Here is a 26,053-nt window from a genome sequence, read left to right as displayed (position 1 = left end):
TCGAGTGCCAACCTGAGGAGGAGCGCGTGCCCACGTACCAGTACGTCTGCAACGACTGCGGTCAACCGCTCGAGGTCGTCCAGAAGTTCTCGGACGACGCTTTGACCATCTGCCCCAACTGCGAGGGACAGCTGCGCAAGGTTTTCTCGGCCGTCGGCATCGTTTTCAAGGGCTCGGGCTTCTACCGCACCGACAACCGGTCCTCGTCCGCGACCAGCACGCCGACGACGACCCCCGCCAAGCCCGCTGAGAGCACCTCCGCCCCCGCTGCGGCCGCGGCCCCCTCGCCCGCTCCCGCCGCCTCCAACGCCGCCTCTAGCTAGGCCTGTCCACCTCTGCGCCCAGCAGTTCGGGGCACAGGCGGTCCAGCAGGTGCTGGAGCTCGGGGTGCGGGCCCCAGTCGTCGATGAGTTCCTTGAGTCCCTGCCTTGCGTGCGCGAGCAGGGTCTCAGCCATGTGGTCGCCGTAGGCCGTCAGCCGCAGCGACTCTCCGTCCGGCGACCGCCTGACCAGTCCGGCCTCGATCAGCTGCTCGGCGTACGGCCTGCCCTCCGCCCTGGTGACCCTGCCCCTGTCGGCCAGCTCCTGGGCGCGGACCCAGCCTTCGCCGCCGAGCCTGGCGATGATCCATACCCCGGCGGGGGGCACGTCGTCGAGCCCCGCGAGCGCGCCGAGCCTGGCGTAGTAGTCCTTACGCAGGTCGCTGTCGGCCAGCCGTACCAGACCTCGCTCGACCTCGGCCAGCGACGAGCGCTCTGCGGACGTGGCTCCCAGGCCTTCGCCGAGGTCGACCGCCTTCACGGTCTTCCTGAGCGGCTGCTCGGGGATGAACCATGACAGCACGAACGCCACGAACATGATCGGGGCCGCCACGGCGAACACCCTGGAGATCGCGTCGGCGTAGACGTGCAGGAACTCGGCGCCGAGCGCGGGGGGAAGCCTCCTGATGACGGTCGGGTCCTCCTGCACCCGCGCGGGGTCGAACCCGGCAGGCAGCCGTACGGTGGCGACCACCGCCCGCAGGTCGTCGTTGAGCCGACCGGTGAAGACCGCCCCGAGTACGGCGACGCCGAACGAGCCGCCGATCGAACGGAAGAAGATCGCGCCCGAGGTGGCGACGCCGAGGTCCTCGTAGCCCACGGCGTTCTGCACGACGATGACGAGCACCTGCATCACCATGCCGAGCCCGGCCCCCAGCACGAGCAGGTCGATGCTCATCGTGAGGGTGGAGCTGTGCTCGGTCAGGCGGGACAGCAGGAACATCCCCAGCGTCGCCACGGCCGTGCCGAGGATCGGGAAGAACCTGTAGCGACCCGTGCGCGAGACGACCTGGCCGCTCACGATGGACATGGTGAGCATTCCCGCCATCATGGGCAGCAGGTGAACCCCTGACAGGGTGGCGCTCACGCCGTACACGACCTGGATGAACAGCGGCAGGTACGTCAGCGCTCCGAGCATGCCGAAGCCGACGACGAAGCCCACCAGGGACGACATGTTGAAGCTACGCAGCGCGAACAGCCGCAGCGGCATGACGGGCTCGTCCGCCGCCCTCGCCACGAACCACCAGCCCACCAGCATGGCCAGCGCCGCCAGGCCCAGCCCCCAGATCATCGGGTCGGACCACGGGTAGACGGTGCCGCCCCAGGTCGCCAGCAGGACCAGGCAGGAGGTCGCGCTGCCGAGCAGCGCCATTCCCGCGTAGTCGATCGTGTGGCGGGTGCGGGTGGACCTGCCTGGCAGCACCGCGACGATCACGATCAGCGCGACGGCGGCGATGGGCAGGTTGATGTAGAAGACCCAGTGCCAGGAGAGGTTGTCGACGAAGAAGCCGCCGAGGAGCGGGCCGACGATGCTGGAGACGGCGAAGACGGCGCCGAAGAAGCCCTGGTACTTGCCGCGCTCGCGGGGCGGGACCACGTCGCCGACGATGGCCTGCGCGAGGACCATCAGGCCGCCGCCGCCGAGCCCCTGCAGGGAGCGGAAGGCGATGAGCTGGCCCATCGACTGGCTGAGGCCGCAGAGGGCCGAGCCGATGAGGAAGACGACGATCGCGGCGATGAAGAGGCTCTTGCGGCCGTACTGGTCGCCCAGTTTGCCCCAGAGCGGGGTGGAGACCGTGGAGGCCAGCAGGTAGCCGGTGACGACCCAGGAGAGCTGCTCGAGGCCGCCGAGGTCGCTGACGATGGTGGGCAAAGCGGTGGAGACGATGGTCTGGTCGAGGGCGGCCAGGAGCATGCCGAGCATGAGCGCGACGAGGATCAGGCCGAGGCCTTTCTGCCGCTCTTGCATCGAATCAGCTCCTTCTCGGACGTACTGGTCCGAGCATACCCATCGCGATCATTTGACTACTCTTCGGAGTGGTGCCCACAGGCTCTTACTCCCCCGCCACCGTTGTCCACAGAACCGCGTTCTGCTCCTGCTCCGATCCGGCCCTTGCCGCTAATCTCTCGCCCATGGCCAATCGCGCAGATATCGGCGTCATCGGCGGGTCAGGGCTCTACTCCCTGCTCGACGACGCCCAGGAAGTCGAGCTCACGACGCCCTACGGGCCGCCCAGCGACGTGGTCACGGTCGGGCGCATCGGCGCGCGATCCGTGGCCTTCCTCCCCAGGCACGGCCGTGACCACCGCTACCCCCCTCACCGCATCCCCTACCGCGCCAACCTTTGGGCGCTGCGTTCGCTCGGGGTGCGCCAGGTCCTGGCACCCAGCGCGGTCGGCTCCCTGAGGGCCGAGCACGGGCCCGGCGCCATCGTCGTCCCCGACCAGCTCGTCGACCGCACCTCCGGCCGCGTGCAGACCTACTACGACGCGGGCGGCGCCGTCCATGTCTCCTTCGCCGACCCCTACTGCCCCACCGGGCGCGCGGTGGCCGTCTCCGCAGCCCGCTCGGGCGGCTGGGACATCGTCGACGGCGGCACCCTCGTCGTCATCGAAGGCCCGCGCTTCTCCACCCGCGCCGAGTCGCAGTGGTTCGCCCGCAACGGCTGGACGATCGTCGGCATGACCGGCTTCCCCGAGGCCGTGCTGGCCAGGGAGCTGACCCTCTGCTACACCTCGCTCTCCCTGGTCACCGACCACGACGCCGGGGTCGAGGCGGGCGAGGGCGTCACCCACGAAGAGGTCCTGCGGTTCTTCGCGACCAACGTGACCAAGATGCGCTCACTGGTGGCCGACGCCGTCGAGGCCCTGCCCGAGGAGCGCACCTGCGCCTGCAGCTCGGCGCTCGACGGCATCAAGCTCCCCTTCGACCTCCCCTGACGTACGGCCCGGCCGACCACGCACCCCCTGGAGTCCTCAATGCGTGCCTGGATCCGAGCCTTCAGGCGGCGACGCCGTCTCCTCGCCGCGGCGCTGGCCGCCCTGGCGTTGGCGTGCGGGCTCACCGTCCTGCGCCCGGGTCCCGGCCCGACGACCACCGTTCTGGTCGCCGCCAAGGATCTCAAGCCTGGGCCGCTCAGGCCCGGTGACCTGCGGGTCGTCCGGCTTCCTTCGCAGGCCGTACCCGACGGGGCACTGCGCACGGGCGCGACAGGAAAGATCCTCGCTTCTCCACTGCGCAGAGGCGAGCCCGTCACCGACGTACGGCTGCTCGGCCCCGGCCTGCTGGCCGCCCTTCCACCGGGCACGGTCGCGACCCCGGTGCGCATCGCCGATCCCGACGCCGCCCGCCTGCTCGCTCCCGGCGACGCCATCGGCGTGCTCGCCGCGTGGGACGGCGGCCAGCCCGCGCTGACGGTCGCCGAGCGCGTGCCCGTCATCGCCATCCCCTCGAGCCACAGCGAGGCGGGCGCCCTCGTCGTGCTCGCCACCAGCCCCGACCAGGCCAGGATGCTCGCGGCCGCCCAGGCAGGTGGACGCCTGTCGGTCACTCTTCATCCGCACTGACCGTATGCGCTTCGCTACCCTTTGTGTCCATGAGCGGATTCAAGAAGTTTCTCGTCCAGGGAAACGTCATCGACCTGGCCGTCGCGGTCGTCATCGGCGCGGCGTTCGGCGCCATCGTCACGTCCTTCGTCGCCGACCTGCTGACGCCGCTGATCTCCGCGTTCGGCGGGCTGCCCGACTTCAGCTCGCTGACGCTCACGGTGGGCGAGGCGCAGTTCAAGTACGGCAACTTCCTCAACACGCTGGTGTCGTTCCTGATCATCGCCGCGGTGATGTACTTCCTGGTCATCAGGCCCTACACCCGCTACAAGGAGACGCGTGAGGCCAGGGCGGAGGTCACCCACCGCGAGTGCCCGGCGTGCCTGTCGGAGATCCCCAGGGCCGCCTCCCGCTGCGGCCACTGCTGCGTCGAAGTCGTGCCGGTCTAGCTCAGCGCAGGGAGTCGATCTCCGGGTCGTACTCCCAGTGCCACGGCTCGTAGGGGTTGCTGTAGGCCCAGTCGGGATGGAACCAGCCGTACCTCTTGGAGTTGGCCTCCATCCACCGGAACTGCGGCGTCCCTCCCGACTGCACCCCTCCACACAGGTCCACGGCCATCCCGAGCCCGTGGTTGCTGCGCCCCGGCACCGCCGCGAAGCCGGGCCTGCGGTAGTAGACCGACTGCTGCTCCCCCAGCGTCCTGTAGGCGTCCGTGACGCAGATCGGCTTACCGAAGTGCCGCGTGTACGCCTCGTTGAGCGAGACGAACGCGATGGCCGCGTCGGCCCTCAGCAGGTGGCCGCGCTGCTGGATCGGGCAGAGGATGTTCTTGGGGATGAGGCCGTTGGGATAGTCCTTGGTCGAGTTGATCCTCAGCGGGTTGCACGCGAAGGCGGCCCGTCCCACCTTGTCGATCTTGATGCCGAGCTTCACCAGCGCCTTGGTCAGCGACTGCACGACCTTCTCCGAGCGCTTGGTCAGCGTACTGACCTCGGCCTCCACCTGGGCCGCCGCCAGCAGGTTCGTGGCCCTCAGCTCCTGCGCCTCGGCGGCCAGGCGCTGCTTGTCGGCGTAGACCTTGGCGACGGCGTCCATCTGGATCTGATTGGCCTGGGCCAGCACGCTCGCGTCGCTCTGCGCGCGCAGCATCTCCGAGGTCACGTCCCCCGTCAGATACGAGATCACGCCGTCGCCCACGGGCTGCTGGTACACCATCTCGACCAGGTCCGAGATGGGCCGCCGCATGCGCGCGAGCTCCGTCTCGGCCGCGGCCAGGTCCTTGAGCTTCTTGGTGAGCGCGTCGTTGGAGGCCTTGAGGTCGCTGGTCCTCTTGTCGAGCACCTTCTGCGCGGCGGCCAGCTCGCTGGCCGACTTCTCGGCCTCCTTGCGCAGCGCCGTGAGCCCAGCGGGATCGGGCACGACCGCCGCTGCGGCGCCGTTGGCCTCGGCGGGAGGCTCCACGGTCGAGACGAGCTCGTCGACGGTGGCGTCGGGGTCGACGGCACCGGTGAGCTCGTCCACGGGCGATCCGGCTCGGGCGACTTGGGCTACGAACTGACGAGCGTAAACGGCAGCGGCCACCTTGACCGTGGACCCGCTTGCGGAGCCGCCTGCGTCCACGGCGGGCGTGGTGTGCTTGGGCAGGGACGACCCGGCGGGAGCGCCAGCGGACAACCTTCCGTGAGCCGTCGTGGTGACCTGAGTGGTAGAGGAGCGGTCGCGGGCCGTAGCAGCGGGACCGGACTCAGACGACTCGGCGGGGGCGCCGGCAACCTGCGCCGCAAACGACCTTGCGCGGGCTGTCGCGGTGACCTGAGTCGTCGACGAGCGGTAGGGAGCCGTAGCAGCGGGGCCGGACTCAGACGACCCGGCACCAACGATGGCAACTTCGGACGCGTGCGACTTCACCCGGACCGCCGGAGCAACGTCGGCCCTTGACGAGCGGTAGGGGGCCATCACAGCGGGCTCGAAGTCGGACGACGTTGCAGGGGCAGCCTCACGCGCGGACGATCCCGCGCGGACCGGCGCGATGGCCTCAGCCGCTGACATACGGTCGTGAGCCGTCGCGGTGTCGGCCATCGACGAGCGATCACGGACCGTCGCGGCGACGTCGGCCGTTGACGAATGGTCGTGGACGGCCGATGCGGACAGGCCCACCAGCATCGAAGAGATCGTCGTGACGACCGCGATCAGACCCGCTGATCGAGGGGCTGACACGTTCGATTCCTCCGTTTGCGAACTCGTTACCTGGGTCAGGCACGCACGTTACTACAGCCCTCTCGGTGCCCGGACCGAACTCCCGAGAGCCGTTATGTTCCCAACGCGCCGTTTGCGGGATTTGCGGGGCCGGTTTCTACGCGAGCCTCCGCTGATGCTCCTGACACACCTCCCAGAGCCAGGTCTCCTCCCACTCCCCCGGACACCCCTCCGGTTCCGACGGCCGCTCCCACCTCGACTCCCCCGGCGCTGTCGGCTCTCTCGGCTCCCGCGACTCCCCCGGCTCACCCGGCTCCCGCGACTCCCACCCGTGCCGCCGCTCCTCAACGTCCGCCTTGGGCGTGCTCACCCGCTCCACCTCCCGCGGCACGGCCACCACCACCCGCCCGGGCACCCTCGCCTGGGGCGCGGACGGAATCGGCCCTCCGTACCTGGCGTCCGGATGAGGCGGCGCCGGCGCCCACACCGGCGCGAACGACATCCCACGCTCAGCCCCTGCCAGGTAACCCACCCGTGCGCCGTCCCCCTCAGACAGGCGGTGCCCGAGGGTCGCACTGTGGCTCAGGTATGCACCGTGGCCCGGATCCGCGCTTCCGCCCTGGTGCGCACCTTCGCCCAGATGCGCACCCATGCCCTGGCCAGCACTCCCACCCGAGCTAGCATTCCCACCCCGGCTCGCACTTTCGCCCTGGCTTGCGCCCTGGCCCTGGTTTGCACTCTCGCCCACCGGCGCGTTCTGGCCCGCCCCCGCGTATTGGCCAGCCCTCGCCCGGCGGACGGAGTCACCGTCGACCGCCCCGTCCGGGGCGCCAGCCGCCAGCGTGGCGGCGTCGTACCCGGTGAGCTGCGCGGCCAGGAGCCCCCCGGCCAGAATCGCGGGCGCGAGCAACGCCCCGCACAGCACCACCGGACGTCCTGCCCCTCGCCTACGCAACTGTTTACGTCGACTTCTCTTCACGGGGGCGACGTTAGCCAGGGGGCTGGAGTGAGGAGGCGATCGCTTGTCATGCCTTTACCGCAGCTCACAGCAGCCATGACCGACACCACAAAACTCACACCCGCCCAGCGGCACACGCACTGCCAGAACTTCGCTAGGCTTATGCGTGTCCGCCTCCGTAGCTCAGGGGATAGAGCACCGCTCTCCTAAAGCGGGTGTCGCATGTTCGAATCATGCCGGGGGCACACAGTAGATCAGGCATTACGCATCCGACCTGCGGCTTTCCGGCCGCGGGTCTTTTGCTTGTTAGGCAGCCGTATGCCACCGTAGGCAGCCGTAGGACAGTGATCGCGGGATATATGCGGGATGATCTTGAGCGTGTTTCAGCAGCTCGCGCCCCTGATTGTGAGGCGCCTGTGCAGCGCCTAGCCCTCTTCGATCTTGACAACACACTCATCGATCTAGACGCGGCGTTCGTGGTCTGGGCGACGGAGTTCGCCGCCGAACGTGGCCTCGAAGCGGAAGCCGTCGACTGGCTGATCGCTCTGGACCAGGAAGGCTTGCCACATCGAGAGGCCTTCTTCGCCCGGACGCGGGAACGGTTCGAGCTGCCCGATCCCGTCGAGGAGCTGTGGGCCGCCTACCGCGCTCGCATGCCGCTCCTCGTCCACTGCCGTACTGAAGTACTGACCGGGCTGTCGGAGCTGCGGGAGGCGGGTTGGCGGGTGGCCATCGTCACCAACGGAACCGCCGACAACCAGCTCGGAAAGATCGAGCACACCGGCTTGGCCGACGTAGTGGACGGCTATGCGCTGTCCGGCGCCGAGGGCATTCGAAAGCCTGAGACTGGACTGTTCGATGTCGCGGCGCGGCGCTGTGGGCTGACACTCGCCGCCGGCGGATGGATGATCGGCGACCGCCTTGGGGCGGACGTCGCGGGCGGGCGTGCAGCAGGCTTGCGAACTATCTGGGTCAACCGCGGCGGACAGCCGAAACCAGAGCACGGAGCCGACCACGTGGTCTCCGACGTCGTCGAGGCGATGAGCATTCTCCGCACGCAGGAAGGGCCCCGGTGAGACACCGAGGCCCTGTGCACACTGCTGTGGTCACTCTTCGAGAGCGTTGTTGATCTTTCCATTGATGGTTTCTCGCTGGCCGTCCAGGCACTTGGCGTAGACCCTGTTGAGGATCTCAACACTGTTGCCCGCGCGAAGGGCGACCTCCGCGGCTGGCACACCCGCGTTCAGCCACAGAGAAAGGGCCGCGTGCCTAAGGTCGTACGGCCGAGCGGCCAACGGGGAGTTCACCTGCGCTTCGGTGAATACGAGGGCACGAGCCTCCTGCCAGACGTAGGAGTACGCCGAACTGGAGTAGGAACCGCCCTTTGATGTTCGGAAGAGCCTCCCGTCTTCCGCCGTGCCGTACGCCTTGATGTGTTCGCGAAGGATGGCGACCAGCGCAGGTGGGATCGGGATCTCTCGTGTTTCCTTCTTCGCCCGGTGCTTGAGGCTGCGGGACTCGTGGGTCTGGCCCGAGTTCGTCCATCGCTTGGTGCCCTGCGGCCTCGCCTTCTCAAGCACGATCAGCCCCCATCCGGACGCCGGCAGGGTGCAGTTTTTCACCCGTAGGTCCGCTGCCTCCTCAGGTCGAAGACCCGCGTAATAGATGCAGGCGAACATTGCCTTGAGCCGGACACCACGAGTGCGGCCGACCCGAGGAACAGCGTTCAACAGCTCCTTCGCTTGCATGGGATTGACGACGGTCCGAGGGTCGACAGCAGTAACCGCCTTCGGCGGCTTCCACTTGATCGTGTCCAGAGGGTTGGACGCGAAGACCTTCTTTTCCACGGCTCGTTCCAGCAAGTGATGAAAGATCGCCCGCTTGCGCCGTACCGTGTTGGCCGCCGCTTCCTCCCCCGCGAACGTGACCGAGATGGCATCAAGGGCGCGGCGGAGTACAGACGGGTCTTGAAGGTCCACCAACGGGAGGGACGCCTTCTGCAGCCAGCCCAGAGCGAGCGTTCCCGAGCGGTTCAAGTCGGTGCGCCTGTCCTTGGGCAGGAGTGCGTGAGACCGGAGAACCTCGCGCAGCTCGTCATCGTCCGGATGCCCTGACACATCGTCGACGAGGGCGGGAATGAGCGACAGCAGCGCGTACACCTCCGTCTCCCGTGTCCGCGGCGCTGTCCCTTGCCATCTAGTGATCACGTATGTTTGCGCGAACTCCAGGAAAGAGGGCCCTGCTGGTTCTGGCTCAGTGTTGAGCATCGAGACCGGCAGACCCGTCGCGATGTCGAAGAGCTCGCCAGCCTTCGCCGCCTGCCTGAGGTCGGAGAGGAAGCTGTCGGCCAAACCCTTCGTGCGGAAACTCTTCGACTTGGACTTGCGGGCCACGGTCCAGCGGACTACGAAGGAGATCGCCTTGCCTTGGGTCTTGCGCTGGGTCTCCCAGAACTTCACGTCATAGCTGGTCGTCATGACGCCTCCCGAAGTCCGTCGAGCCAGGCGTCCAGGTCGCTCCTCCAGACGCGCAGTTCCTCGTTGGGGTACTGGACGCAGACCGGCGCCTTGCCCAGCTCCCGCCAGCGGTAGAAGGTCCGGCGCGAGACGCCGTTCAGCTCCTCCAGGACTTCAGGGAGGGTCAGAAGCTTGTCCTTGTTACGCATCCGGGCTCACCTCCAGCCGGAGGGAGGCGAGGAGCGCGTCTACGGGCGACAGACCCTTGCCGACGTACTCCCAGTGGGCGATGACGAGGACGGTGTCCTCGTCGAAGAGGGGCAGGCGACCGGTGGTGATCGCTTCGGCGCGGACGTGCTCGGTGCGGTCGGCGCGGATGTCGCCCATGGTGGTGGAGAAGTGGCGCGATTTGGTGGAGAAGTGTCCGCGGAAGCCGAGCATGTGTGCCCATTGGATCAGCCGGAGGTCGGCCAGCTTGTCGAGAGCGCCCAGGCGCATGCAGGCGGCGATGAGGCGGCGGGCGTGGTCGCGGATCGGGAGGGTGTCGAGGTCGGTGAGTGGGTTGATGCGCTGGTCGAGGGCGCCAACGCATTCGGCCGCCTTGGTGGCGTACTTGGCGATGTAGGAGGCGACGGCCTGCTCGGTGAGGTCGCCGTCCATGGCGATGCGCCGGATATCGAGCTGTGTCCCCCACTTCAAAACCCGCGCCGGTTCACCACCCGCGGCCGGAATCGTAACGGTCACGGCTGACGCAGCGTGCTGTACGGCTTGCGCCAGCGCTTCGGCGCTCGCCCATCCCGGCGGTGGGGATGAGGGACCGTCTGGGCCGTCGAGGCGGATGACGGCGTGCAGGTGGACGACTCCGCGCCGCTGGTACTCGGCCACCTTGGCGAAGGAGATCGTCACTCTTTCCTTGAGCGCCTTGAGGGTCAGGCCGGACAGCTTGGCGAAGCGCCGGCGCAGGGCTTCGGTGAAGCGGCGCCATAGCTCGGGCGCTACGGAGTTGAACAGCACCGAGCCGGAGTAGTCGTAGCAGTCGGCGCACAGCGGTTCGCCGAGGCGGGAATCGTCGGCACCGTGCTTGGCCGTACACGAAAGGACGCGGCCGTGCGGGCAGGTGCGGGCGTTGCGGCGCGGGTGGCACGGCAGGAGCTTGGCGCCGCGCTCGCGGCGGGTGTGAACGAGCCCGAAGGAGGGGGCGGTGAGAGTCACGAACAGGCACGGGTGCGTGGCCACCGTCGGAGGCACCCCCTTGCCGCCGACGAGTCCGGCGCGGATCAGGTGGTAGGTGTCGGCGCGGTAGGTGTCGGCGCAGGACGGGCAGCGGGAGGCGCGGCGGGTCTTGCAGGGGACGCGCAGGATGCCGCCGGGTTCGGTGGCGGTGGTGTAGGTGTGCAGGCGGCGTCCGGTGGCGGGGTCGACGTGCAGCACGTGGCCGCGCAGGTGGATGGGCTGCCGGCAGCCGCCGGTACGGCGGAGCTGGGCGACCCAGCGGTCATGGTGGGGGTCGTCGAGCCGGGCGATGAGCTCGGCTACGGTGTCGGGGCTTGCCATGATGGGGCTGTCCCTTCCGGGCTTCGCGGTTCGGTTCGGGATGGCCCCCGACGTGACGGACGTCTTGGCGGATGTGTGGTCACGCCGGGGGCGCCGAAGGCTTCAGCAGTAGCCGTAGCCCTCGCAGTGCGGGCAGGTGTCGCCGTAGCTGTCGATGCCGGTTCCGCCGCAGGTGCAGCACTGGTGTCGGGGCGGCGCGGCGGGCGGGATGGCCTCTTCGCTCATGTGATCCACCCCCCTCCCGTGGAGCGGTTCGGGGCGGTGTTGATGAACACGCGCCAGGTGTACGGGCGACCGGTCTGGAGCAGCGTGGAGACGGAGCCGACCGGTAGGACGGTGCGGATCTGGCGGATGGCGTGGGCGAGTTCGGCGTGGGTGCCGTCGATGCGGATGCGCATGGCTGTCGTCCTTCTGGTTAGGCGGGGCTGTCACGCAGGGTGCGCAGCAGGTCTGAGGCGAGTTGACTGGATACGCCCAGCCGGGCGCGCAGGGTGTCGCGGGTGATGGGCTTGCCGTGGCGTGCCTGGTGTTCGTGGGCGACGCGGCGGGCGTAGTCGAGGAGCTCGCCGACCGGCCCGTTCTGATCCGGTACGGCCAGCGCGGTCGTCTCCGGTACGGCGGGGACGAGGTCTGAGGACGGTTCGGGACGGGGTTCGGAGGCGCGGCGCTCCAGCATCGAGACCGCGACGAGGAAGGCGCCGGCCGGTGTGGCGGCGGTGATCCATCCCCAGGGCGACGGTTCGGCTTGGGCGAGGTTGGCGGCCAGTGACAGGACGATCCCGCTCGTCAGGACGAGGGTTGGCCAGGAGATCCGGCCGTTTCGTTCCCGTCCGTTCTTGCGGTCGCGCTGCCGTTCTCGGGCGGCCATGACGCAGGTGAGGTCGACGCAGACCGCTACCGCCCAGGCCATCCAGCCCGTCTGTCCGTGCTCGGTGGCGGTGTCGCGGATGTGGGTGAAGCTGCCCGCTCCAGCGATCAGGGCGAGGATCAGCACCGGCGCGGTGTCGGCCAGGCGGGCGGCTTTGGGGGTCATCGGGAACGCTCCTTTCAGGCGGCCAGTTCGGGGTTGCCGTTGGCGGGCAGTTCGTGGCCGAGTCCGCTGGCGGCGACCTGGGCCCAGGAGGGGGTGAGGTCGGCGAAGGTGTGGGCGGCGCGTTCGGCGGCTTCGGTGGAGACGTAGCCGGAGCGGGCCCGGTACCAGCGGCCGTCCGCGCCGGTGATCACGGCGACGCCGGGCATCTCGGGGGCGATGGAGCGGGCGGCGACCAGGGCGTCGGGGTCGAGATCGCCGAGGGTCATCACCGCGGTTTCGGGGTCGTTGACGCGGTGGCAGACGCGCCCGCCGATCTGGGCGCGCAGCGCGGTGACGCCGGGGCCGAGGTCGGAGCCGATGCGCTGACCGGACAACAGGAGGTGGATGCCGAAGGCGCGGCCGAGCTGGGCGATGCGCAGCAGGGCGGTGGCCGTCCGGGTGACTTGGTCTTTTTCGGCTTTGTCGGCGGTCAGGAAGAGTTCGGCCAGCTCGTCGATCAGGATGATGACGGGGATGGGGCGAAGGGTGTCGGGAAGCTGCCAGATGTCGCGTACGCCGTGCCGCCGGCAGGCCAGCATCCGCGAGCCCATGACGGTGATGAGGTCGGCCAGCAGATCGAGGCACTGTTCGCGGGTGGTGGCCAGTGCGGACAGCCGAGGGCCGTAGACCGACAGTTCGACGCCGCCTTTGAGGTCGAAGCCGACCATGGCGACCGGCTGCGGAGACAGGCTCACAATGAGGGCGTTGAGCAGGTTGGACTTGCCGGATTGGGTGGCACCTACGTTGATCCAGTGCGGGATGAGCCGGAAGTCCATCCGCCAGGCGGCGCCGGTTTCCAGCACGCCGACGACGGGACGCAGCAGGTCGTCAGCAGACCAGCCGGCCGAAGGCTCAGTTGGAGGTTCGGCAGGCGCGACGTGAGTCAACGGGTCTTGGGTGATGCCTTGCAGGGTGACGCGGCCGGGTCGGGAGCCGACGACGCGGACGGCTTCGATGCGCCAGGCGTGCGCGAGCCGTTCGCAGACCTTGGCGTAGTCGTCGGGGACTTGGCCGTCGAGCAGGTGGAAGGTGATGCGGAAGCCGTTCCGCGTGGGCTTGGGCAGGCCCATCCATGGCTTGGTGTCGACCGCGACCCGCTGGAAGCGCCGTTTGACGCGGACGACGCCGGTGGAGGCGACCAGGCCGGGGATGGTGGTGAACCACCAGCGCTGCCGCTTCTTGGTGAGCCCGCAGCCGGAGGCGACGTGCCGCCAGGACCAGCGCAGCCACACGGCCTTGCGCGGGAAGACGAACAGGTACCAGTAGGAGACTGGCGCCCAGCGCCGCCACAGGATCAGCAGGAGCAGTGCGGCGAGGGCCTTGATGACGGGATGGTGAATGTCGATGTCGATCACTGGCCCGCCGCCGTTCTTCCGGCACCGGCCGGGATGAACGCCTGCGCTCGGTAGGAGATGCCCCACCGGCCGCCGGTCTCCCAGACGTAGCCGAGCAGGCCCACGGGGACGACCTCGTCGCCGACGTTGATCTGCGGTTCGGGGGTCGTGCTGACCTTGACGAGTTCCATGCGGCTGGACTCGTCCTCGAACAGCAGCGTCAGTTCGTACATGACGTTGCCGTCCTTGTCGCGCTTGATCTCGCCGGTGTCCTTGCTGACCAGGCGGGGCTTGGGGGCCTTGACGCAGGTGATCTGGAGCTTGGTGACGTCGACGGGGATGGGGATGGCTCGCATGATCTTTCCTTTGATCGGGGGATGCCTAGAAGACATGGAACGCTTGGAATTCTAAGTTGTCAAGGAGTTCTTTGACCGCTTGGTTGCGGTGTGCTCAACTTGGGGTGGACGAGGAGGGCGCAGATGGTGGAGAAGTCGGGCCGGCCGGCCTATTTGCAGATCGTCGACGACCTGAGCGAGCAGATCCGCCGGGGAACGTTGGCGCCTGGTGACGCGCTCCCCTCCATCGCCCAGCTCGGCGAGCGCTACGACGTCTCGGCCAGCGTGATCAAGTCAGCCGTCAGCGTGCTTCGCACCCAGGGGTTGGTCGTCGGCCAGCAAGGCAAGGGCGTGTTCGTCAGCGAAACACCGCCTGCGGCCGGCCCCGCCGATGACATCGACAACGAGGTCCTGGCCCAGTTGGCGGATATGCGCCGCACTCTCAAGGAACTGGGGGATCGGCTTGCGGCTCTGGAGTCGACGGTGTTCCCAAAGCCGAAGCGATCTCGCTGACCCGGCAGGTCAACTCCTCCAGTTCTGCCCTGATCTCCGCCAGTTCCCTGATGACTCGGTGCCGGTTCGTCTCCATCGCCATCTCCTTGTGCTGCGTTTCTTCGGAGTGGCTTAAGTTCACCGTGACCTGGGGATTTCCGGTATCACGCGGATGTAGTTAAGCTTCTTCAGTTCGGCTCAACAGCATTTACACGTCTGTTTTCACATGCACGACCCGCACACCGCGCACCGCCCCCCAGTGTGAAGGCGAAGGTATGCAATGAAGACGACCCAGCGAACTGGCTGGACCCCCTCCCGCCTGCGCGAACACCGCGAGGCGCACGGACTTACCTTGGAAGCCGCAGGCGAGCGGCTACGCCAGGCGGCGGCGCGGCATGGCTTGACCGTTCCTGCGGCTAACTTCCAGACCCTCTGGGGCCACGAACAGGGCACAGTTTTTCCTGGCCCGCACTACCGGCGCGCTTACTGCCTGCTTTACCAAGCCACCGAACCCGAACTTGGCTTTCGCCCAGCTTTGCCCGGTGAATCACAGAAAGCGGAAATCGTGATTTCTGATTTGCCTCCGCCTGCTGACCCTGTCGCCGACAACGCCGCCGCCCAGGTCATCGAAGAAGCATTCACCAAGGTCTCCATCGGCGGCATCGAGCCGGGCGACTCACCACAGGCTCTCCTGCGCAATCGCGTGGTGGACGCCTGGCGCCGGCGACACGGCGGAGGCAGCCCCAAGCCGATCCTGGTCCTGGTCGGCGGATACGCCGGATCAGGCAAGACCGAGTTCTCCCGCTTCCTGTCGGACATCACAGGGTGGGCCTTCCTGGACAAGGACTCCCTCACGCGGTGCATCGTCGAGCGTCTCCTGGTCTCACTCGGCGGCGACCCCAACGACCGCCACACCGACCTGTATCTCAAGGAGGTCCGGCCGCTGGAGTACCGATGCCTGATGGAGACCGCATGGGACAACCTCAACATCGGCACCTCCACCATCCTCTCGGCGCCGTTCATCGCGGAGCTGAAGGACGAGGCATGGTTCACGCGGCTGGAGAATCGGTGCGCGGCGAAGGGCATCGACGTTGCGGCCATTTGGGTCCGCTGTGACCCCGAGTCCATGCGCGAGTACATCGAGTTCCGCGGCGCCGCTCGTGACGCGTGGAAGCTGGACAACTGGGACCAGTACGCCGAAGGACTAGCCGTAGACACCAGTCCGCCCACCGCGCACATCACTGTCGACAACAGGCTCGGCGCCGCCATCAGTCTCGCCGACCAGACCCGCGAGGCGCTCAAGCGGATCCTGGCGTGAGCACGCAAGGGATCGTCCTGTACGGCCCTCCTGCCAGCGGCAAGGACACCGTCACCGCCGCCCTGCACAGTCTCGACCCGCGGTTCGTCCTGCTGCCCAAACTCAAGGTCGGCGCCGGTCGAGCGGCGGGATACGAGTTCGTCACGAGTGAGCACCTGGGCAAGCTCCGCGACGAAGGCCGGCTGCTGGTCGAGACGCGCCGCTACGGCAACGTCTACGCCATCGACCGCCAAGCCATCGAGATACGGCACGCCGCCGGCTACGTGCCCGTCGTCCACATGGGCAACATTCCAGACCTCCGCCGGCTCATCGGCCGCGTCCCCGACTCGTGGCTTCGCGTCCTGCTGTGGGTCCCGCGTGAGGTCACCGAGCGGCGCTCGCAGGCTCGCGGGGATGTCGACACCGGCAAGCGCCTGACGGCATGGGATGAGACGGTCGACGACCTCGAAGCCAACACCGACGCAGGATTCTTTCATCTGCGGCTCCACACCAACCGGCTCAGTCCGGAAGCAGCGGCGAAAGGAATCACGAGCGCGTACGACCGTCTGCGGGTGGCCGGATGTCCTCACGAGGAGGGTTCCCACCGTTGAGTCGCGCCGCGACCTGGTCAGGAATCAGGTCGAGGCGCCACCACGTATCGCAATCCTGACAACGGGCCCCGTCCACGACAGGACGCTGATAGGTCCACTCGACGTCGCCGTGAGGACAGTCGGGCTCGCTATAGCTCTCGACGCATCGCTCGGCGGTAACAGACGACTCGTCAACTGTGATGATGAGCGGCGCGTCACCCTGACCTTGGCGACAGGTCGGGCATGTGATCGCTAGCGAGCGCGCGAACGCCTCTTCAAGTCGCCCCTGGTCCTCGATGAGCGAGACCAGCGCCGACCAAGAATCGGCGGTCAGATGCCGCGTAGGACCCCCTCGTAGCTCGGCACGGGTGAGCGACCGATCGGGATCACGACGGGCCGAGAAGACGCCCCGCTCGTCCACAGTGGTGCGCCAGCCATCGACGTGCGGGCCGTTCGCCAGAACGATTCCGGAGTCTGCGGCTGACGGCACGGGGGTACCTCCGTCCGCGTCGAGATGCCGGGCCCTCAACGCGCACGCCCGTCGAGGATCGCCGCCCAAAGTCGCTCCGCCTCGGACGTACGCAGCCAGTGGGACTCACGTACGGTCAGTGGACTGTCTCGGCGATCAAGACGCCGCACGAACAGCACTCCTGCCGCTGCGCACAGCTCGTATACGACGTTTCGGCAGCCGCAGGTGTGTTCCCGTACGCGAACGCGCTCGGCGCGCGCGGTGCTCTCGTACCAGGTGACCGGCTCGCAGTCCGGCTTTCTGGGCGCCGGATGTGTCCCGTGATACGTCGCGAGTTCCACATCTGGTCTGAGCATGGCTTCACCCCGGCGGCTCGTCTGCGCTGCTATGCCTGAGCCGCCTCGAAGGGAACTGGGACGGCACGTCATGCAGGCAGCGTAGCTCGCCTGTACACCCCTGTCTATGCCATGGCATGCCATGAGCTGCCTGATAGTGCCTGAACAGGGCTTTCTATGGTTAGAAAGTGATCGACTTCGAGCCAGATCGCTCCAGGTGGGAGCAGATAGCCGACGTGCTACGCGCACGGATCGTTGACGGCGCCTACCCACCCAAGCATCTGCTATCCGAAGTCCAACTCATGCAGGAGTTCGGGGTTGCACGTGGGACCATCCGCAAGGCCATGCAGCGACTTCGCGATGAGAGCCTGATCTACACCGTGCCCAATCTCGGCAGCTTCGTAGGCCAGCCGCGGCCCACCGAGTAGCGTCACGGGTTGTGTCACGCCGCATCGACTTCTACGACGATCCCGACGCGCCAGCCCCCAACAGCCTCGTTCCGTCCGTGAACGTCATCGTCCGCAACGACGCTGGCGACATCCTCATGATTCGCCGCTCCGACAACGGCAACTGGGCCCTTCCAGGCGGAGCGATTGACCTAGGCGAGTCCCTGTCACAGGCCGCGGTCCGGGAGACCTACGAAGAGACTGGCATCACCTGTGCGATCACAGGTCTGGTCGGCATCTACACGGATCCCAGACACGTGATCCTCTACACCAGCAACGGCGAGGCTCGACAGGAGTTCTCCATTGTGCTGACCGCACACCCAATCGCAGGAGAGCCACGGCCCAGCGATGAGTCCTGCGAAGTCCAATGGCTCAGCCCAGACGCGATCACTGGCTACCAGATGCACCCATCCATGCGCCTGCGCCTCACTCACTACCTGCAAGGAAAGCCTCCCCACATCGGCTAGGCGCCTGTCTAGACCCACCTGATGCTTGACGGTTCAGTCCCACCACATCCTTGACAGTTGCCCTTGAATTCATAGGACGGCCTTGCGGGGCCGGTGGGCTTTGATACTCCGGACGGGCTGGTCAGTGGTCCGCCGGAAGGTGCGCCTGTCGTCGCCGAGTTCGACCGTGATGACGGTGTCGGTGACATGAGCGGTGACGACGGTCCGGGCATGCAGACGTCCCAACGACACGACCTGTCCGGCGATCATGATGCGGCCGTTGTCGCTGGCCCGCCGCTGCACCGTGATCGGGGCGGCGGAGGCGTGTGGGGGCGGCCCGGCCGGACGGGCTCCGCGTAGCCTGCGGGCCTGCTCATAGGTGAGCGGGTTGGATCGCGAGCGCAGCAGCTCGCGGGTGCCGGGGTCGAAGAACATCAGGGTGTTGCCGTCGATCCGGATGCCGACCCGGCGCCCGTTCAGGATCTCCGCAGCCAGCACGGCCTGTCCGGCCAGGCCGACCAGCCCGGATCGGTTGACGGTCCGCTCCACCTCGATCGCCGTGCCCTCCTCGACCGGGGGCAGTGGCGAGGGCCCGGCCTTGCGGGCTCCCCGAGCGGCCAGCACCGTCAGGTCGGCGGTGGAGAAGTGCGAACGGACGCTCTTGATCCGAACCCCGGCATTCAGCAGGTGGACCACCTGGCAGTCAGCCCAGAACGTGATGTTCACCCCGGCCAGGCCGGTGCCGAGCCAGAACTGACGACCACTCACCCACAGGTTCCCCGATGGCGGGACGACCCGCTCGAACTCGATCGCCTCCCCGTCCCACACCCAACCAGACACCGGCTCAACGGCGGGCTCGCCGAGCTGCTCAGGCACTGGATCCGGGTCAGGCACCGCGGCCAGCCGCACCACCGACGGCAACCGCAACGGCAACAGCTCCCGCTCATCTGGGGCCCGGCAGGTGAACCGGTCGGCCGGCACCGCCATATCGAGCGCCTGATGCGGCCGGATCGCGTTGTAGTCGGCCACCCACCGACTGACCGCGGCCTGCGCCGCCGCCAGGTCCGCGAACGGCATCGCGTCGTTGAGGAACTCCCGCCGCAACGTGCCATGGAACCGCTCGATCTTCCCCGTCGTGGTCGGAGAGCGCGGCTGGGTCAGCCGATGGGTGATCCCGTTGTCTCGGCAGATCCGGTCGAACAACACCTCGCCGCCCTTGCCGAACCGGTCGGTGAATTGCTTGCCGTTGTCAGTGAGCACCTCATCGGGACGCCGAAGGCCCTCAGCGCAGCAGCAAAAGCCAGACACACCGCCCGGCCCGACGCCCGCGGCACCACCGCCGCGATCACGCAGAACCGGGAATGGTCATCGACGCCGGTCACGACCTTGCACTCGGTCCCATCGGCCAGCAACACCCCGCCGACGATGTCCATCTGCCACAACGCCATCGGAGCATCACGCTCCCACCGCTTATAGTCCTGGCGTTTGCGCCGCCGCCGGCCCGGCTCGACCAGGCCGTGCCGCACCAGCGCCCGATAGACACTCATCCGCGACGGCACCGGCTCGATCCCCAACCTGTCGATCTCATGAACGATCCGGATCGGCCCCCACCGGGGATGCTTGCGCCGCAACTCGCACACCACGACCTCGACCTGGGCAGGGATCTGATCCGGAGACGACACCGGACGCTTGGACCGGTCGACCAACCCGGCCAGGCCCGACTCCCGATACCGGACCAGCCAGGTATGCACGCTCTGCCGTGACACCCCGAACTTGGCCGCAACCTCGGTCACCGGGACACCTGCCTGAACTTCCAGCACCGCGCGATACCGCTGCTCGACAACAGACAAATCCACCAGCGCCAATCCCGGCCTCCCGCAACGCGACGCCCGCAAACGACGCACCACGGCATAGCCGAAACCAGCAACCGTCAAGCATGTGGTGGGACAGCAGTGTCAAGCATCTCCCGGGACAGGACACATCGGCTAGGCGCCCATGAATGAGAACTTTCTCTACGTCTTTAAAGGCGGTCCGCTGCGCGGCCCGCCGGGCGCGCTGGTCGGCAAGCGTGCCCGGCTGCGGCTCTTCGGCCGGTCCGGGCACGCACCGCCCTACGCGCCCTGATGCTGTCAGACGTGACGAACTAAGACGGGCACGATTCGTCACTTCAATCTTCGCTGTGAGGGGCGGGGTGATCGATCGCCGCGGCCCTTCCATACTGGCCTTGCCATCAGCATGCGTGGAACTCTCCCAGGCTCGCGAGTCTCACCGGCACCAGCAACTAAAGGGGGCACCCCTACGTTGGCCGTCCAGTGCATCCGAGGGCAGTTGTCAACCACCCTATGACGACCCGAGCCTCCGACAGGGCGCAGCGCACTACTGGGAAGAGCCCTGCCTAGCGCTTGTTCCGGCTGAGAAGCGAAAACCGGCTGCCGCGCCGCTTCCGGTGCTCGGGCCTGGCGGCCCTGCGCTCCGGGTCAGCTTGCCACTGAACATGAGAGCTGAGGACCGCTGCCCTATCGGCATTGCAACAACGGTCCTGGACGATTGTGCTGCCGGACATGACGTCAGATACGCACTCGGCGATACTCCGGTGACTGCGGCCGACCTCGGCAAGCTGAGCACTCGACGTGTCGAATAGGTGGGCGCGATGGTCGAGCGCAAGTTCCTTGAAGACATGGAGCGTGGCACGATAGGGGATCATGTCAGGCTTTCGGCCGGACTTGTGGTGAGAACTGCTCCACCAAGGGCCCACGCTGACTCCCGTGCCTGGCCGCTCGTCCGCGCCCCATCTTGCCGATGCCGTCTGTGTCACTGAAACGCTTCCTTTAGATATATTTCTTCAAGACCTAGCCACTGAAAGCGGTCAAACCCGACAAAACCCCCGAGCTTCTCGAATTGGCATTAGTAGGAACAAACATCCTCTCACGGTACGGAGGGTTGAAATTATCTAACAGCCAGTCTATTGCTGGTGCTAATATATAAAATATAGAATAGCGAGGTCCTCCCGTGAGTTACCGCAACAAAACGTATGTAGCCTTCGCCAGCGAAGACATTAGGTCCTATAGACTAATGGAAGCATGGCGCGAAAATAGGAATATCGATTTCAACTTCTATGATGCGCATGACCTGTACGTCTCGCGCGACACCAGTAGTCGGGAGACGATCAAGCGTAACCTGCGAGAGCGGATGAAAAATGCCAAGCAGTTCGTATTGCTCGGCAGTGCTAACGCCAAGAAAAAAGGCGGAGACGGCTATTCATTCTTGGCATATGAGATCGAGGCGATAGTCAACCTCGACCTGCCGGTAGTGATCGCCAACCTTGATGGTGGGCGGACAGTTAATCGGAACTTCATTCCCAAACCGCTATTGGACGTCGACTACTACACCATGTCAGTGTCGTTCCAACCGGCGATCATCAAGTACGCCTTGGACGAATACGCCGAGGCGTACGCCCGCAGCTCCAATACCGGGTGCTACCAGTACAAGCCAAGCGTCTACGAACAGCTCGGTCTATGAGCGGGGCACTGCTTAATGACCTAAAGGGTCAGCGCTTCTGGCAACACTTCGCGGTCCATGCCCTGTCGGCAGTTGGTCTTATAGCGGTGCTCGCTGGCCTCTACGATGTTTTCTTCCCTGACGTGGCTGAAGGTGTCGGGGCATGGATGACCATCATAACGGTCGGAATCGCACTGATTTACGCTGCCGTCAGGTCTTGGCCTCGGCCGATCGAGCAGCAATACGAGGCGCCGAATGTGAAAATAAGCCTAGTCCGGGGAAACATCCTTGAGCAGGACGCGGATCACCTGGTGATCGGTATGCAGACAACTTTCGATACGGAAATGCCGCGAATCATCGCTCGGACGAGCCTCCAGGCCCAGTTCGTTAACAAGATCTACGGTGGAGACGTGAAGCGCCTAGATGGTGAGCTGGATCAGGCGCTCAGTGATAAGGTCCCAGTGGGCACGATCACAAAACCGGGGAAGACGAAGGTTTACGAAGTGGGAACAGTGGCAGTACTGGAGCAGGCCACTCGGAGCTTCTTCTGTGTCGCGTACTCAGAGATGGACGCGAAGAACGTTGCTCGAAGCTCAATCGAGAATCTCTGGCGAGGTCTCGATCAGCTCTGGCGCGAGGTCGCCGATCGCGCGAATGGCGGTACGGTTGCTGTCCCGGTTCTTGGTGGCGGACTAGCGAGACTGTCGCAAATTCTGCCCGCCCAGGATTCGGTCCGGTTCATTATTTTGTCATTCATGTTCGCCTCTCGCCGGGAGCGGGTATGCGATGAGCTAAAGATCGTGGTGCAATCAGAGCAGTACGACCGGCTCGACCGCTTGGAGATCCAAGCCTTCCTTATGTCGCTGAGGGCGTCGTGATAGCGGATTCAATTCAGCTCCCAGACGATGGTTCTTGTGCCTTCTGCGCTTACCTCAATGGCACGCGCCCGTACACCATCCTGGCTCGCGATGAGGTCACGGCCTTGTTGATTACACGGGAACAGCGCGGTGTAGCCCACTTGCTCGTCATCCCCGTCCGCCATGTCGAGACCATCCTCGATTTGAGTGACGAGGAGGCAGGTGCTCTAATGATCGCCGTGCGTGAGGCGGCTCGCGTGATCGACCGCGCCGAAAGACGGCCGGGCATTGCGGTCTGGCAGAACAACGGAGTGCCTGCGGGGCAGTCGATCGGCCATGTTCACTTCCATGTGGCTGGCACACTGCCCGGCGGGCGAACCGAGTGGGGCGACGTGCCCGAGTTGCCTATCAGCGAGACGGAAACGCTCGCTGACAAACTGCGGGCAGTGCGTGACGATCTAGCAAGCGAGTAGAGGTAGGACGTTTGAGAGTTCACGATCCTGCTTTAGATCTTGTGCTTTTGGCTGGGACGACCACCCGCGAGGTCCCATCGTAGGGGCTTGTCATCGGATGCCTATGGCTCAGGTGACAGTAACGTTCCCCCACGCTGACACATTCGCGCCACCGTCGACACGCGACTGACTACGGTCTAGGTCAGCGGAGCAGGGCGATTACTCCGCTTGAATAGCGGAGCCAGGCTGCCGCGGGGCTTGGGTTCCTCAGACCTGACAGTCCTGCGGTACGGGTCCCCTTGCCACCGGATAGCTACCTTGATAAGCGGTCACACTGCCACCTCATCGGGGCCGACACGCGTAGGGTGCTAGTCGTTGTTTGTCTCAAGAGCGGGCAGGTCGCAGGAGTTGGGGAACGTGATCCGTGATGATGTGGTTAGTGCCCTGCTGGGAATGAACGTTCCGGCCAGGGTTTTGGAGGACTTCCCTGCACTACCTGCGGATGCTGAGGGGTTGTTGATCTACGGGAGTCAGGCCCGCCAAGACGCCGGCCCCGATTCGGACCTAGATGTGCTGGCCCTGGTGACAACTCAGCGACCCAGCACTGACGCCGGTTACGTACATGTGAGTTACTACACCCGAAAGCAGCTCTCGACTGGCATCGGTACTCTTTTTGGGGCCCACCTCAAGCGTGACGCCAAGATTGTTTGGGACAGACATGGCTATCTAACCCGCGCTGTGGAGGACATGGGCGAGGTCGACACTAAGCGACTCCTTGCCCGCGCTCGGAGCTTGTCTGAGCTGTTCACGAGCTTGGAGCGAGACTTACCGAAGTACCTCGCCGGCCTTTTGCGTCAGGCCCGGTACCTGCTGCGCAGCTGCTTATACGCGCAGGCCATCGCCGACGGTGCTCCCTGCTTCTCAGTACGGGAGCTGGCCGTTCGGCATGGAGATCCTTGCCTGACCAGCCTCCTGGCCTCACGGCAGCCAGGTGAGGCGACTACATCGGACCTTGAACAATGCCTGTCCCGGCTGCGCAGGATAATCGGCGAGTTCCCGCCCAGTGAACATGGTTCCCTTGAGGCCACAGTCGTCAACGAATGGGGACGTCCCAGCGACATCCTCTCGATGGCGTTCATGGCCCTGGGCGTTACCGGCAAGACCTCCGACTACGCCGAGGTGGAGAAGATCCTGTTATGAGTGCCGAGATCGCATTTGTAGGCGACGTCCACGGAAATCTGAGTGCTCTCCGGGGACTATGCGAAATCCTCGCTGCGCGAGGTGGACCGCACGCGATTTTTCTTGGTGACTACATCAACAAAGGAGCACAGTCTGCCGAGGTGATGGAAGAGCTTCTTACGTATTCCGGATCCGGACGCGCGACCCTCCTCAGGGGGAACCACGAGGCAGCGTTGCTCGATGCGTTGGACACCGAAGACTTGACGGCCTTTCTCAAAATGGGCGGGGCGATGACCATTCGGTCGTACGTCGGTGCGAAAGTTGGACCCGACGTACTCAGTGACTTTCGCGCCAGGTTCCCAAGTGAGCATTTGGACGGGATGCGGCGTATGCCCGAAACCTACGAGTCGAATGACTTCATCGCTCAACACACCCCTCCGTCAGCCTCGACGCGCAAGTTCCGGGTGAGTGCGCACGTTACAGTCGGCCAGCTTCCAAGGATCGGTCCCAACTCGGCGCAGCTGGATACCGGCTGTGGGTCCGATGATGGTCGTCTCACGGCTTTGCTGTGGCCCAGCCTCGACTACATCCAGGTTGACGCTGATGGCGCCATCGTGACCAGCTGACCGGGCGAACCAGCGCTCGGTCACTCGTCCAGCTGATCGAGAAGCCACTGGGCTCGCTGCTCACCCTCCTTGTTCCCCATCGCCCTGTTCACTTCAAGACAGGCGCGCGCGTGCTCTCCCGCCTTGCGTCCCATATCGGCCGCGCGGCAGCACTGCGCAAGCAGGAGCAGGGAGATGGCCTCCCCCCGCCTGCTCGCGATCTGCCGGTTTAAAGACAAAGCGCGCTCGGCATATGGCACGCCCTCTTCAGGCCGGCCTTGGCGGAGGCGTACCTGCGCGGCCAACACCTCGGCATTGGCATGTAGTGCCGACGGTGGTGTGCCACGTAGAGTCGAGACTACTTCGTCCGCATGGGAAGCCGCAGTCTCTAAGTCTCCCACGCCAACCTCAAGCCTTGCCAGATTAACAAGAGACTGGCACACGTCCAGATGGTCTTCCGAGCTGCGCCTTGAATCGAGAGCCTTTTGGAAGGCGCGCCGAGCTGGCTCCAGGTCGCCGATTCGCTGGTGCGCAAGGCCGAGGTCGTCAAGGATCCGACAGCGGACTTTCTGTGCATAGGCGTCATTCTCGTTGAGAAGGGTCAATGCCTGGTCGAGCCGTCCTATTGCATCGACGTCGCGTCCCTGCCTGCGCAGCACCCCGGCCTGGGCAGCGAAGGCTTCGGCTGCGAGCGGTGAGTGCAGGTGCGAGGCTGTACTGATGAAGTGTTCGATGGCGCGCTGCGTCGCGGCGTAAGCCTCGTCGAGTTCACCGTAGCGAGCCAGGGACCGGGCGTAGGCCAAATGTTCGGCCGGACCGCCCATCGCGGCTGCCTCTCGGAGGTTTGCCCGTCCCGCCTCAGCCTGACCGAGGTCGATTAACTTCTCACCGCGCAGGCGCAGGTTCGCAGCCCGCAAGACGTCTTTTCCTGACGACGGCAGCAGGTCGACGTGCCTAGGAATCTTCGATCCGGCCAGGGCTTTCCATGCCTCAAGACGCTCAGTTAGCTTCGTCTTGAGGTCGCGCATGTCCGCAATGGACTCGTACATCATCGCGTGGTGCCGGGACATCTGCTCTCGGAGCTTCACGATCCGCTCGGCGGGCGAAGGATGATCGAGGAAGGCCACCCACACATCCCGCATCGGCTGCTCGGCGCGGCCGAGCTCAAGCAGGCCCGTGAACAGTTCCTCTTCGCTACCGGACGTGTATCCCCATGGACCGCCCGACTCGCTACCCCAAGATCCCTTGAACAACGCAACCAGGAAGTGGCTCTCCCCAATGAGTTCGTTGATTGCCTCCTGCGGTCGCCGGGCAGTTCCTCGCGCGCGCTCCCAGCCGACGATTTCGTAGGTCACGTTGCTCTCGCCTCTGCAACGAGCGTTGTGCTCGTCGACACAGGCGCGAACACTTTCCCGCTCGTCCGGGAGATCGCCGGGCGAGGCCAGAAAAATGCGGAGCGGTAGCGCATCAGCCATGTCCCGACGATATCCGGTGCATTGACATCGTGTGGCCAGTCAAGGGTGACTACGCCACCAGCAGGGCTGACTTCACTTCGTAGGCCTGAGTCTCGGGGGTGAACGCCGACCGTGTGCCGGCGTTCGCCCCGGGAGCCTTCG

General features: G+C 65.9%; 27 protein-coding genes, 1 tRNA gene and 1 pseudogene. 17 read left to right on the top strand and 12 right to left on the bottom strand.

What is annotated here, in order from left to right; all coding sequences use genetic code 11:
* Nucleotides 1–26 precede the first annotated feature (26 nt).
* A complete protein-coding gene (locus ABFX55_RS40740) occupies nucleotides 27–323 on the top strand; it encodes an FmdB family zinc ribbon protein (RefSeq protein WP_346128717.1) in 297 nt (98 codons plus the stop codon).
* Here the strand turns inward: ABFX55_RS40740 and ABFX55_RS40735 are convergent.
* Complete coding sequence (locus ABFX55_RS40735; RefSeq protein ID WP_346128716.1) at nucleotides 316–2,289, bottom strand: MDR family MFS transporter; 1,974 nt, start codon at nucleotides 2,287–2,289, stop codon at nucleotides 316–318. The genes ABFX55_RS40740 and ABFX55_RS40735 overlap by 8 nt on opposite strands.
* A 164-nt stretch (nucleotides 2,290–2,453) precedes the next feature.
* Here ABFX55_RS40735 and ABFX55_RS40730 point away from each other — a divergent pair, with 164 nt between their 5' ends.
* The 3 genes from ABFX55_RS40730 to mscL are packed head-to-tail and all read left to right on the top strand — an operon-like array spanning nucleotide 2,454 to nucleotide 4,315.
* The gene (locus tag ABFX55_RS40730) at nucleotides 2,454–3,260 is read left to right on the top strand and encodes an S-methyl-5'-thioadenosine phosphorylase (RefSeq protein ID WP_346128715.1); all 807 of its coding nucleotides are present in this window, start codon (nucleotides 2,454–2,456) and stop codon (nucleotides 3,258–3,260) included.
* Between the two features lie 39 nt (nucleotides 3,261–3,299).
* The gene (locus ABFX55_RS40725; protein WP_346128714.1) at nucleotides 3,300–3,887 is read left to right on the top strand and encodes an SAF domain-containing protein; all 588 of its coding nucleotides are present in this window, start codon (nucleotides 3,300–3,302) and stop codon (nucleotides 3,885–3,887) included.
* 29 nt (nucleotides 3,888–3,916) lie between these two features.
* Nucleotides 3,917–4,315, top strand: coding sequence for a large conductance mechanosensitive channel protein MscL (gene mscL, locus ABFX55_RS40720; RefSeq protein ID WP_346128712.1), 399 nt, complete (start codon nucleotides 3,917–3,919; stop codon nucleotides 4,313–4,315).
* A gap of 1 nt (nucleotide 4,316) precedes the next feature.
* Here the strand turns inward: mscL and ABFX55_RS40715 are convergent, their stop codons facing one another.
* Nucleotides 4,317–5,387 carry a D-alanyl-D-alanine carboxypeptidase family protein gene (locus ABFX55_RS40715; RefSeq protein ID WP_346128711.1) on the bottom strand — a complete coding sequence of 357 codons (1,071 nt, stop codon included), beginning with the start codon at nucleotides 5,385–5,387 and terminating at the stop codon, nucleotides 4,317–4,319.
* Nucleotides 5,388–7,192: 1,805 nt separating this feature from the next.
* Between ABFX55_RS40715 and ABFX55_RS40710 the strand changes: the two genes are divergently transcribed.
* Together ABFX55_RS40710 and ABFX55_RS40705 are read left to right on the top strand one after the other, a co-directional pair.
* Nucleotides 7,193–7,265: transfer RNA gene (locus tag ABFX55_RS40710), tRNA-Arg, on the top strand.
* Nucleotides 7,266–7,436: 171 nt separating this feature from the next.
* Entirely contained in the window at nucleotides 7,437–8,096 is a 660-nt protein-coding gene (locus ABFX55_RS40705; protein WP_346128710.1) for an HAD family hydrolase, read from the top strand.
* Between the two features lie 30 nt (nucleotides 8,097–8,126).
* On the opposite strand, the gene ABFX55_RS40700 is transcribed toward ABFX55_RS40705, so the two are convergent.
* The 8 genes from ABFX55_RS40700 to ABFX55_RS40665 all read right to left on the bottom strand — a co-directional run bounded on the left by ABFX55_RS40700 (nucleotide 8,127) and on the right by ABFX55_RS40665 (nucleotide 13,792).
* Complete coding sequence (locus tag ABFX55_RS40700; protein ID WP_346128708.1) at nucleotides 8,127–9,497, bottom strand: tyrosine-type recombinase/integrase; 1,371 nt, start codon at nucleotides 9,495–9,497, stop codon at nucleotides 8,127–8,129.
* Nucleotides 9,494–9,685, bottom strand: a complete 192-nt coding sequence (locus ABFX55_RS40695; RefSeq protein WP_346128706.1) for a helix-turn-helix transcriptional regulator — start codon at nucleotides 9,683–9,685, stop codon at nucleotides 9,494–9,496. Before ABFX55_RS40695 ends, ABFX55_RS40700 begins: the two co-directional genes overlap by 4 nt.
* Nucleotides 9,678–11,030, bottom strand: coding sequence for a replication initiator (locus ABFX55_RS40690; RefSeq protein WP_346128705.1), 1,353 nt, complete (start codon nucleotides 11,028–11,030; stop codon nucleotides 9,678–9,680). Before ABFX55_RS40690 ends, ABFX55_RS40695 begins: the two co-directional genes overlap by 8 nt.
* Nucleotides 11,031–11,132: 102 nt before the next feature.
* Nucleotides 11,133–11,255 (bottom strand): hypothetical protein, encoded by a 123-nt coding sequence (locus tag ABFX55_RS40685; RefSeq protein WP_346128703.1) that lies wholly within the window; start codon nucleotides 11,253–11,255, stop codon nucleotides 11,133–11,135.
* Complete coding sequence (locus ABFX55_RS40680) at nucleotides 11,252–11,428, bottom strand: hypothetical protein (protein WP_346128702.1); 177 nt, start codon at nucleotides 11,426–11,428, stop codon at nucleotides 11,252–11,254. The genes ABFX55_RS40685 and ABFX55_RS40680 overlap by 4 nt, the downstream gene beginning before the upstream one ends.
* Before the next feature lie 17 nt (nucleotides 11,429–11,445).
* Complete coding sequence (locus ABFX55_RS40675; protein WP_346128701.1) at nucleotides 11,446–12,063, bottom strand: DUF2637 domain-containing protein; 618 nt, start codon at nucleotides 12,061–12,063, stop codon at nucleotides 11,446–11,448.
* A gap of 14 nt (nucleotides 12,064–12,077) precedes the next feature.
* Nucleotides 12,078–13,457, bottom strand: a complete 1,380-nt coding sequence (locus tag ABFX55_RS40670) for an FtsK/SpoIIIE domain-containing protein (RefSeq protein WP_346128699.1) — start codon at nucleotides 13,455–13,457, stop codon at nucleotides 12,078–12,080.
* Nucleotides 13,454–13,792 carry an SCO3933 family regulatory protein gene (locus ABFX55_RS40665; RefSeq protein WP_183650181.1) on the bottom strand — a complete coding sequence of 113 codons (339 nt, stop codon included), beginning with the start codon at nucleotides 13,790–13,792 and terminating at the stop codon, nucleotides 13,454–13,456. The genes ABFX55_RS40670 and ABFX55_RS40665 overlap by 4 nt, the downstream gene beginning before the upstream one ends.
* Nucleotides 13,793–13,915: 123 nt before the next feature.
* Here ABFX55_RS40665 and ABFX55_RS40660 point away from each other — a divergent pair, with 123 nt between their 5' ends.
* From ABFX55_RS40660 to ABFX55_RS40640, 5 genes are all read left to right on the top strand, one after another.
* Nucleotides 13,916–14,284 (top strand): GntR family transcriptional regulator, encoded by a 369-nt coding sequence (locus ABFX55_RS40660; protein WP_346128697.1) that lies wholly within the window; start codon nucleotides 13,916–13,918, stop codon nucleotides 14,282–14,284.
* A 259-nt stretch (nucleotides 14,285–14,543) separates the two neighbouring features.
* Entirely contained in the window at nucleotides 14,544–15,581 is a 1,038-nt protein-coding gene (locus ABFX55_RS40655; protein ID WP_346128695.1) for a P-loop nucleotide/nucleoside kinase family protein, read from the top strand.
* On the top strand, nucleotides 15,578–16,171 hold the full coding sequence (locus tag ABFX55_RS40650; protein WP_346128694.1) for a nucleoside/nucleotide kinase family protein: 594 nt from the start codon (nucleotides 15,578–15,580) through the stop codon (nucleotides 16,169–16,171). Before ABFX55_RS40655 ends, ABFX55_RS40650 begins: the two co-directional genes overlap by 4 nt.
* Nucleotides 16,172–17,142: 971 nt before the next feature.
* The gene (locus tag ABFX55_RS40645; RefSeq protein ID WP_346128692.1) at nucleotides 17,143–17,382 is read left to right on the top strand and encodes a GntR family transcriptional regulator; all 240 of its coding nucleotides are present in this window, start codon (nucleotides 17,143–17,145) and stop codon (nucleotides 17,380–17,382) included.
* An 11-nt stretch (nucleotides 17,383–17,393) separates the two neighbouring features.
* Nucleotides 17,394–17,867 (top strand): NUDIX hydrolase, encoded by a 474-nt coding sequence (locus ABFX55_RS40640; RefSeq protein ID WP_346128691.1) that lies wholly within the window; start codon nucleotides 17,394–17,396, stop codon nucleotides 17,865–17,867.
* Between the two features lie 69 nt (nucleotides 17,868–17,936).
* Here the strand turns inward: ABFX55_RS40640 and ABFX55_RS40635 are convergent.
* A pseudogene (locus ABFX55_RS40635) lies at nucleotides 17,937–19,696 on the bottom strand (IS481 family transposase).
* A gap of 145 nt (nucleotides 19,697–19,841) precedes the next feature.
* Between ABFX55_RS40635 and ABFX55_RS40625 the strand changes: the two are divergent.
* The 6 genes from ABFX55_RS40625 (at nucleotide 19,842) to ABFX55_RS40600 (ending at nucleotide 24,458) form a co-directional block, all read left to right on the top strand.
* The gene (locus tag ABFX55_RS40625) at nucleotides 19,842–19,970 is read left to right on the top strand and encodes a hypothetical protein (RefSeq protein ID WP_346128689.1); all 129 of its coding nucleotides are present in this window, start codon (nucleotides 19,842–19,844) and stop codon (nucleotides 19,968–19,970) included.
* Between the two features lie 885 nt (nucleotides 19,971–20,855).
* Nucleotides 20,856–21,365: a TIR domain-containing protein gene (locus ABFX55_RS40620; RefSeq protein ID WP_346128688.1), complete on the top strand. Its 510-nt coding sequence runs from the start codon at nucleotides 20,856–20,858 to the stop codon at nucleotides 21,363–21,365.
* Complete coding sequence (locus ABFX55_RS40615; RefSeq protein WP_346128686.1) at nucleotides 21,362–22,222, top strand: macro domain-containing protein; 861 nt, start codon at nucleotides 21,362–21,364, stop codon at nucleotides 22,220–22,222. The genes ABFX55_RS40620 and ABFX55_RS40615 overlap by 4 nt, the downstream gene beginning before the upstream one ends.
* A complete protein-coding gene (locus ABFX55_RS40610; RefSeq protein WP_346128684.1) occupies nucleotides 22,219–22,674 on the top strand; it encodes an HIT family protein in 456 nt (151 codons plus the stop codon). The genes ABFX55_RS40615 and ABFX55_RS40610 overlap by 4 nt, the downstream gene beginning before the upstream one ends.
* Before the next feature lie 396 nt (nucleotides 22,675–23,070).
* A complete protein-coding gene (locus ABFX55_RS40605; RefSeq protein ID WP_346128683.1) occupies nucleotides 23,071–23,853 on the top strand; it encodes a nucleotidyltransferase domain-containing protein in 783 nt (260 codons plus the stop codon).
* Nucleotides 23,850–24,458, top strand: coding sequence for a metallophosphoesterase (locus ABFX55_RS40600; protein ID WP_346128681.1), 609 nt, complete (start codon nucleotides 23,850–23,852; stop codon nucleotides 24,456–24,458). Before ABFX55_RS40605 ends, ABFX55_RS40600 begins: the two co-directional genes overlap by 4 nt.
* A 20-nt stretch (nucleotides 24,459–24,478) precedes the next feature.
* Here the strand turns inward: ABFX55_RS40600 and ABFX55_RS40595 are convergent, their stop codons facing one another.
* Nucleotides 24,479–25,912, bottom strand: a complete 1,434-nt coding sequence (locus ABFX55_RS40595) for a tetratricopeptide repeat protein (protein WP_346128679.1) — start codon at nucleotides 25,910–25,912, stop codon at nucleotides 24,479–24,481.
* Nucleotides 25,913–26,053: the final 141 nt, after the last annotated feature.

It is taken from the genome of Nonomuraea roseola (assembly GCF_039535395.1).
Taxonomy (GTDB): domain Bacteria; phylum Actinomycetota; class Actinomycetes; order Streptosporangiales; family Streptosporangiaceae; genus Nonomuraea; species Nonomuraea roseola.
This window is presented reverse-complemented; position numbering and strand designations above follow the sequence as displayed.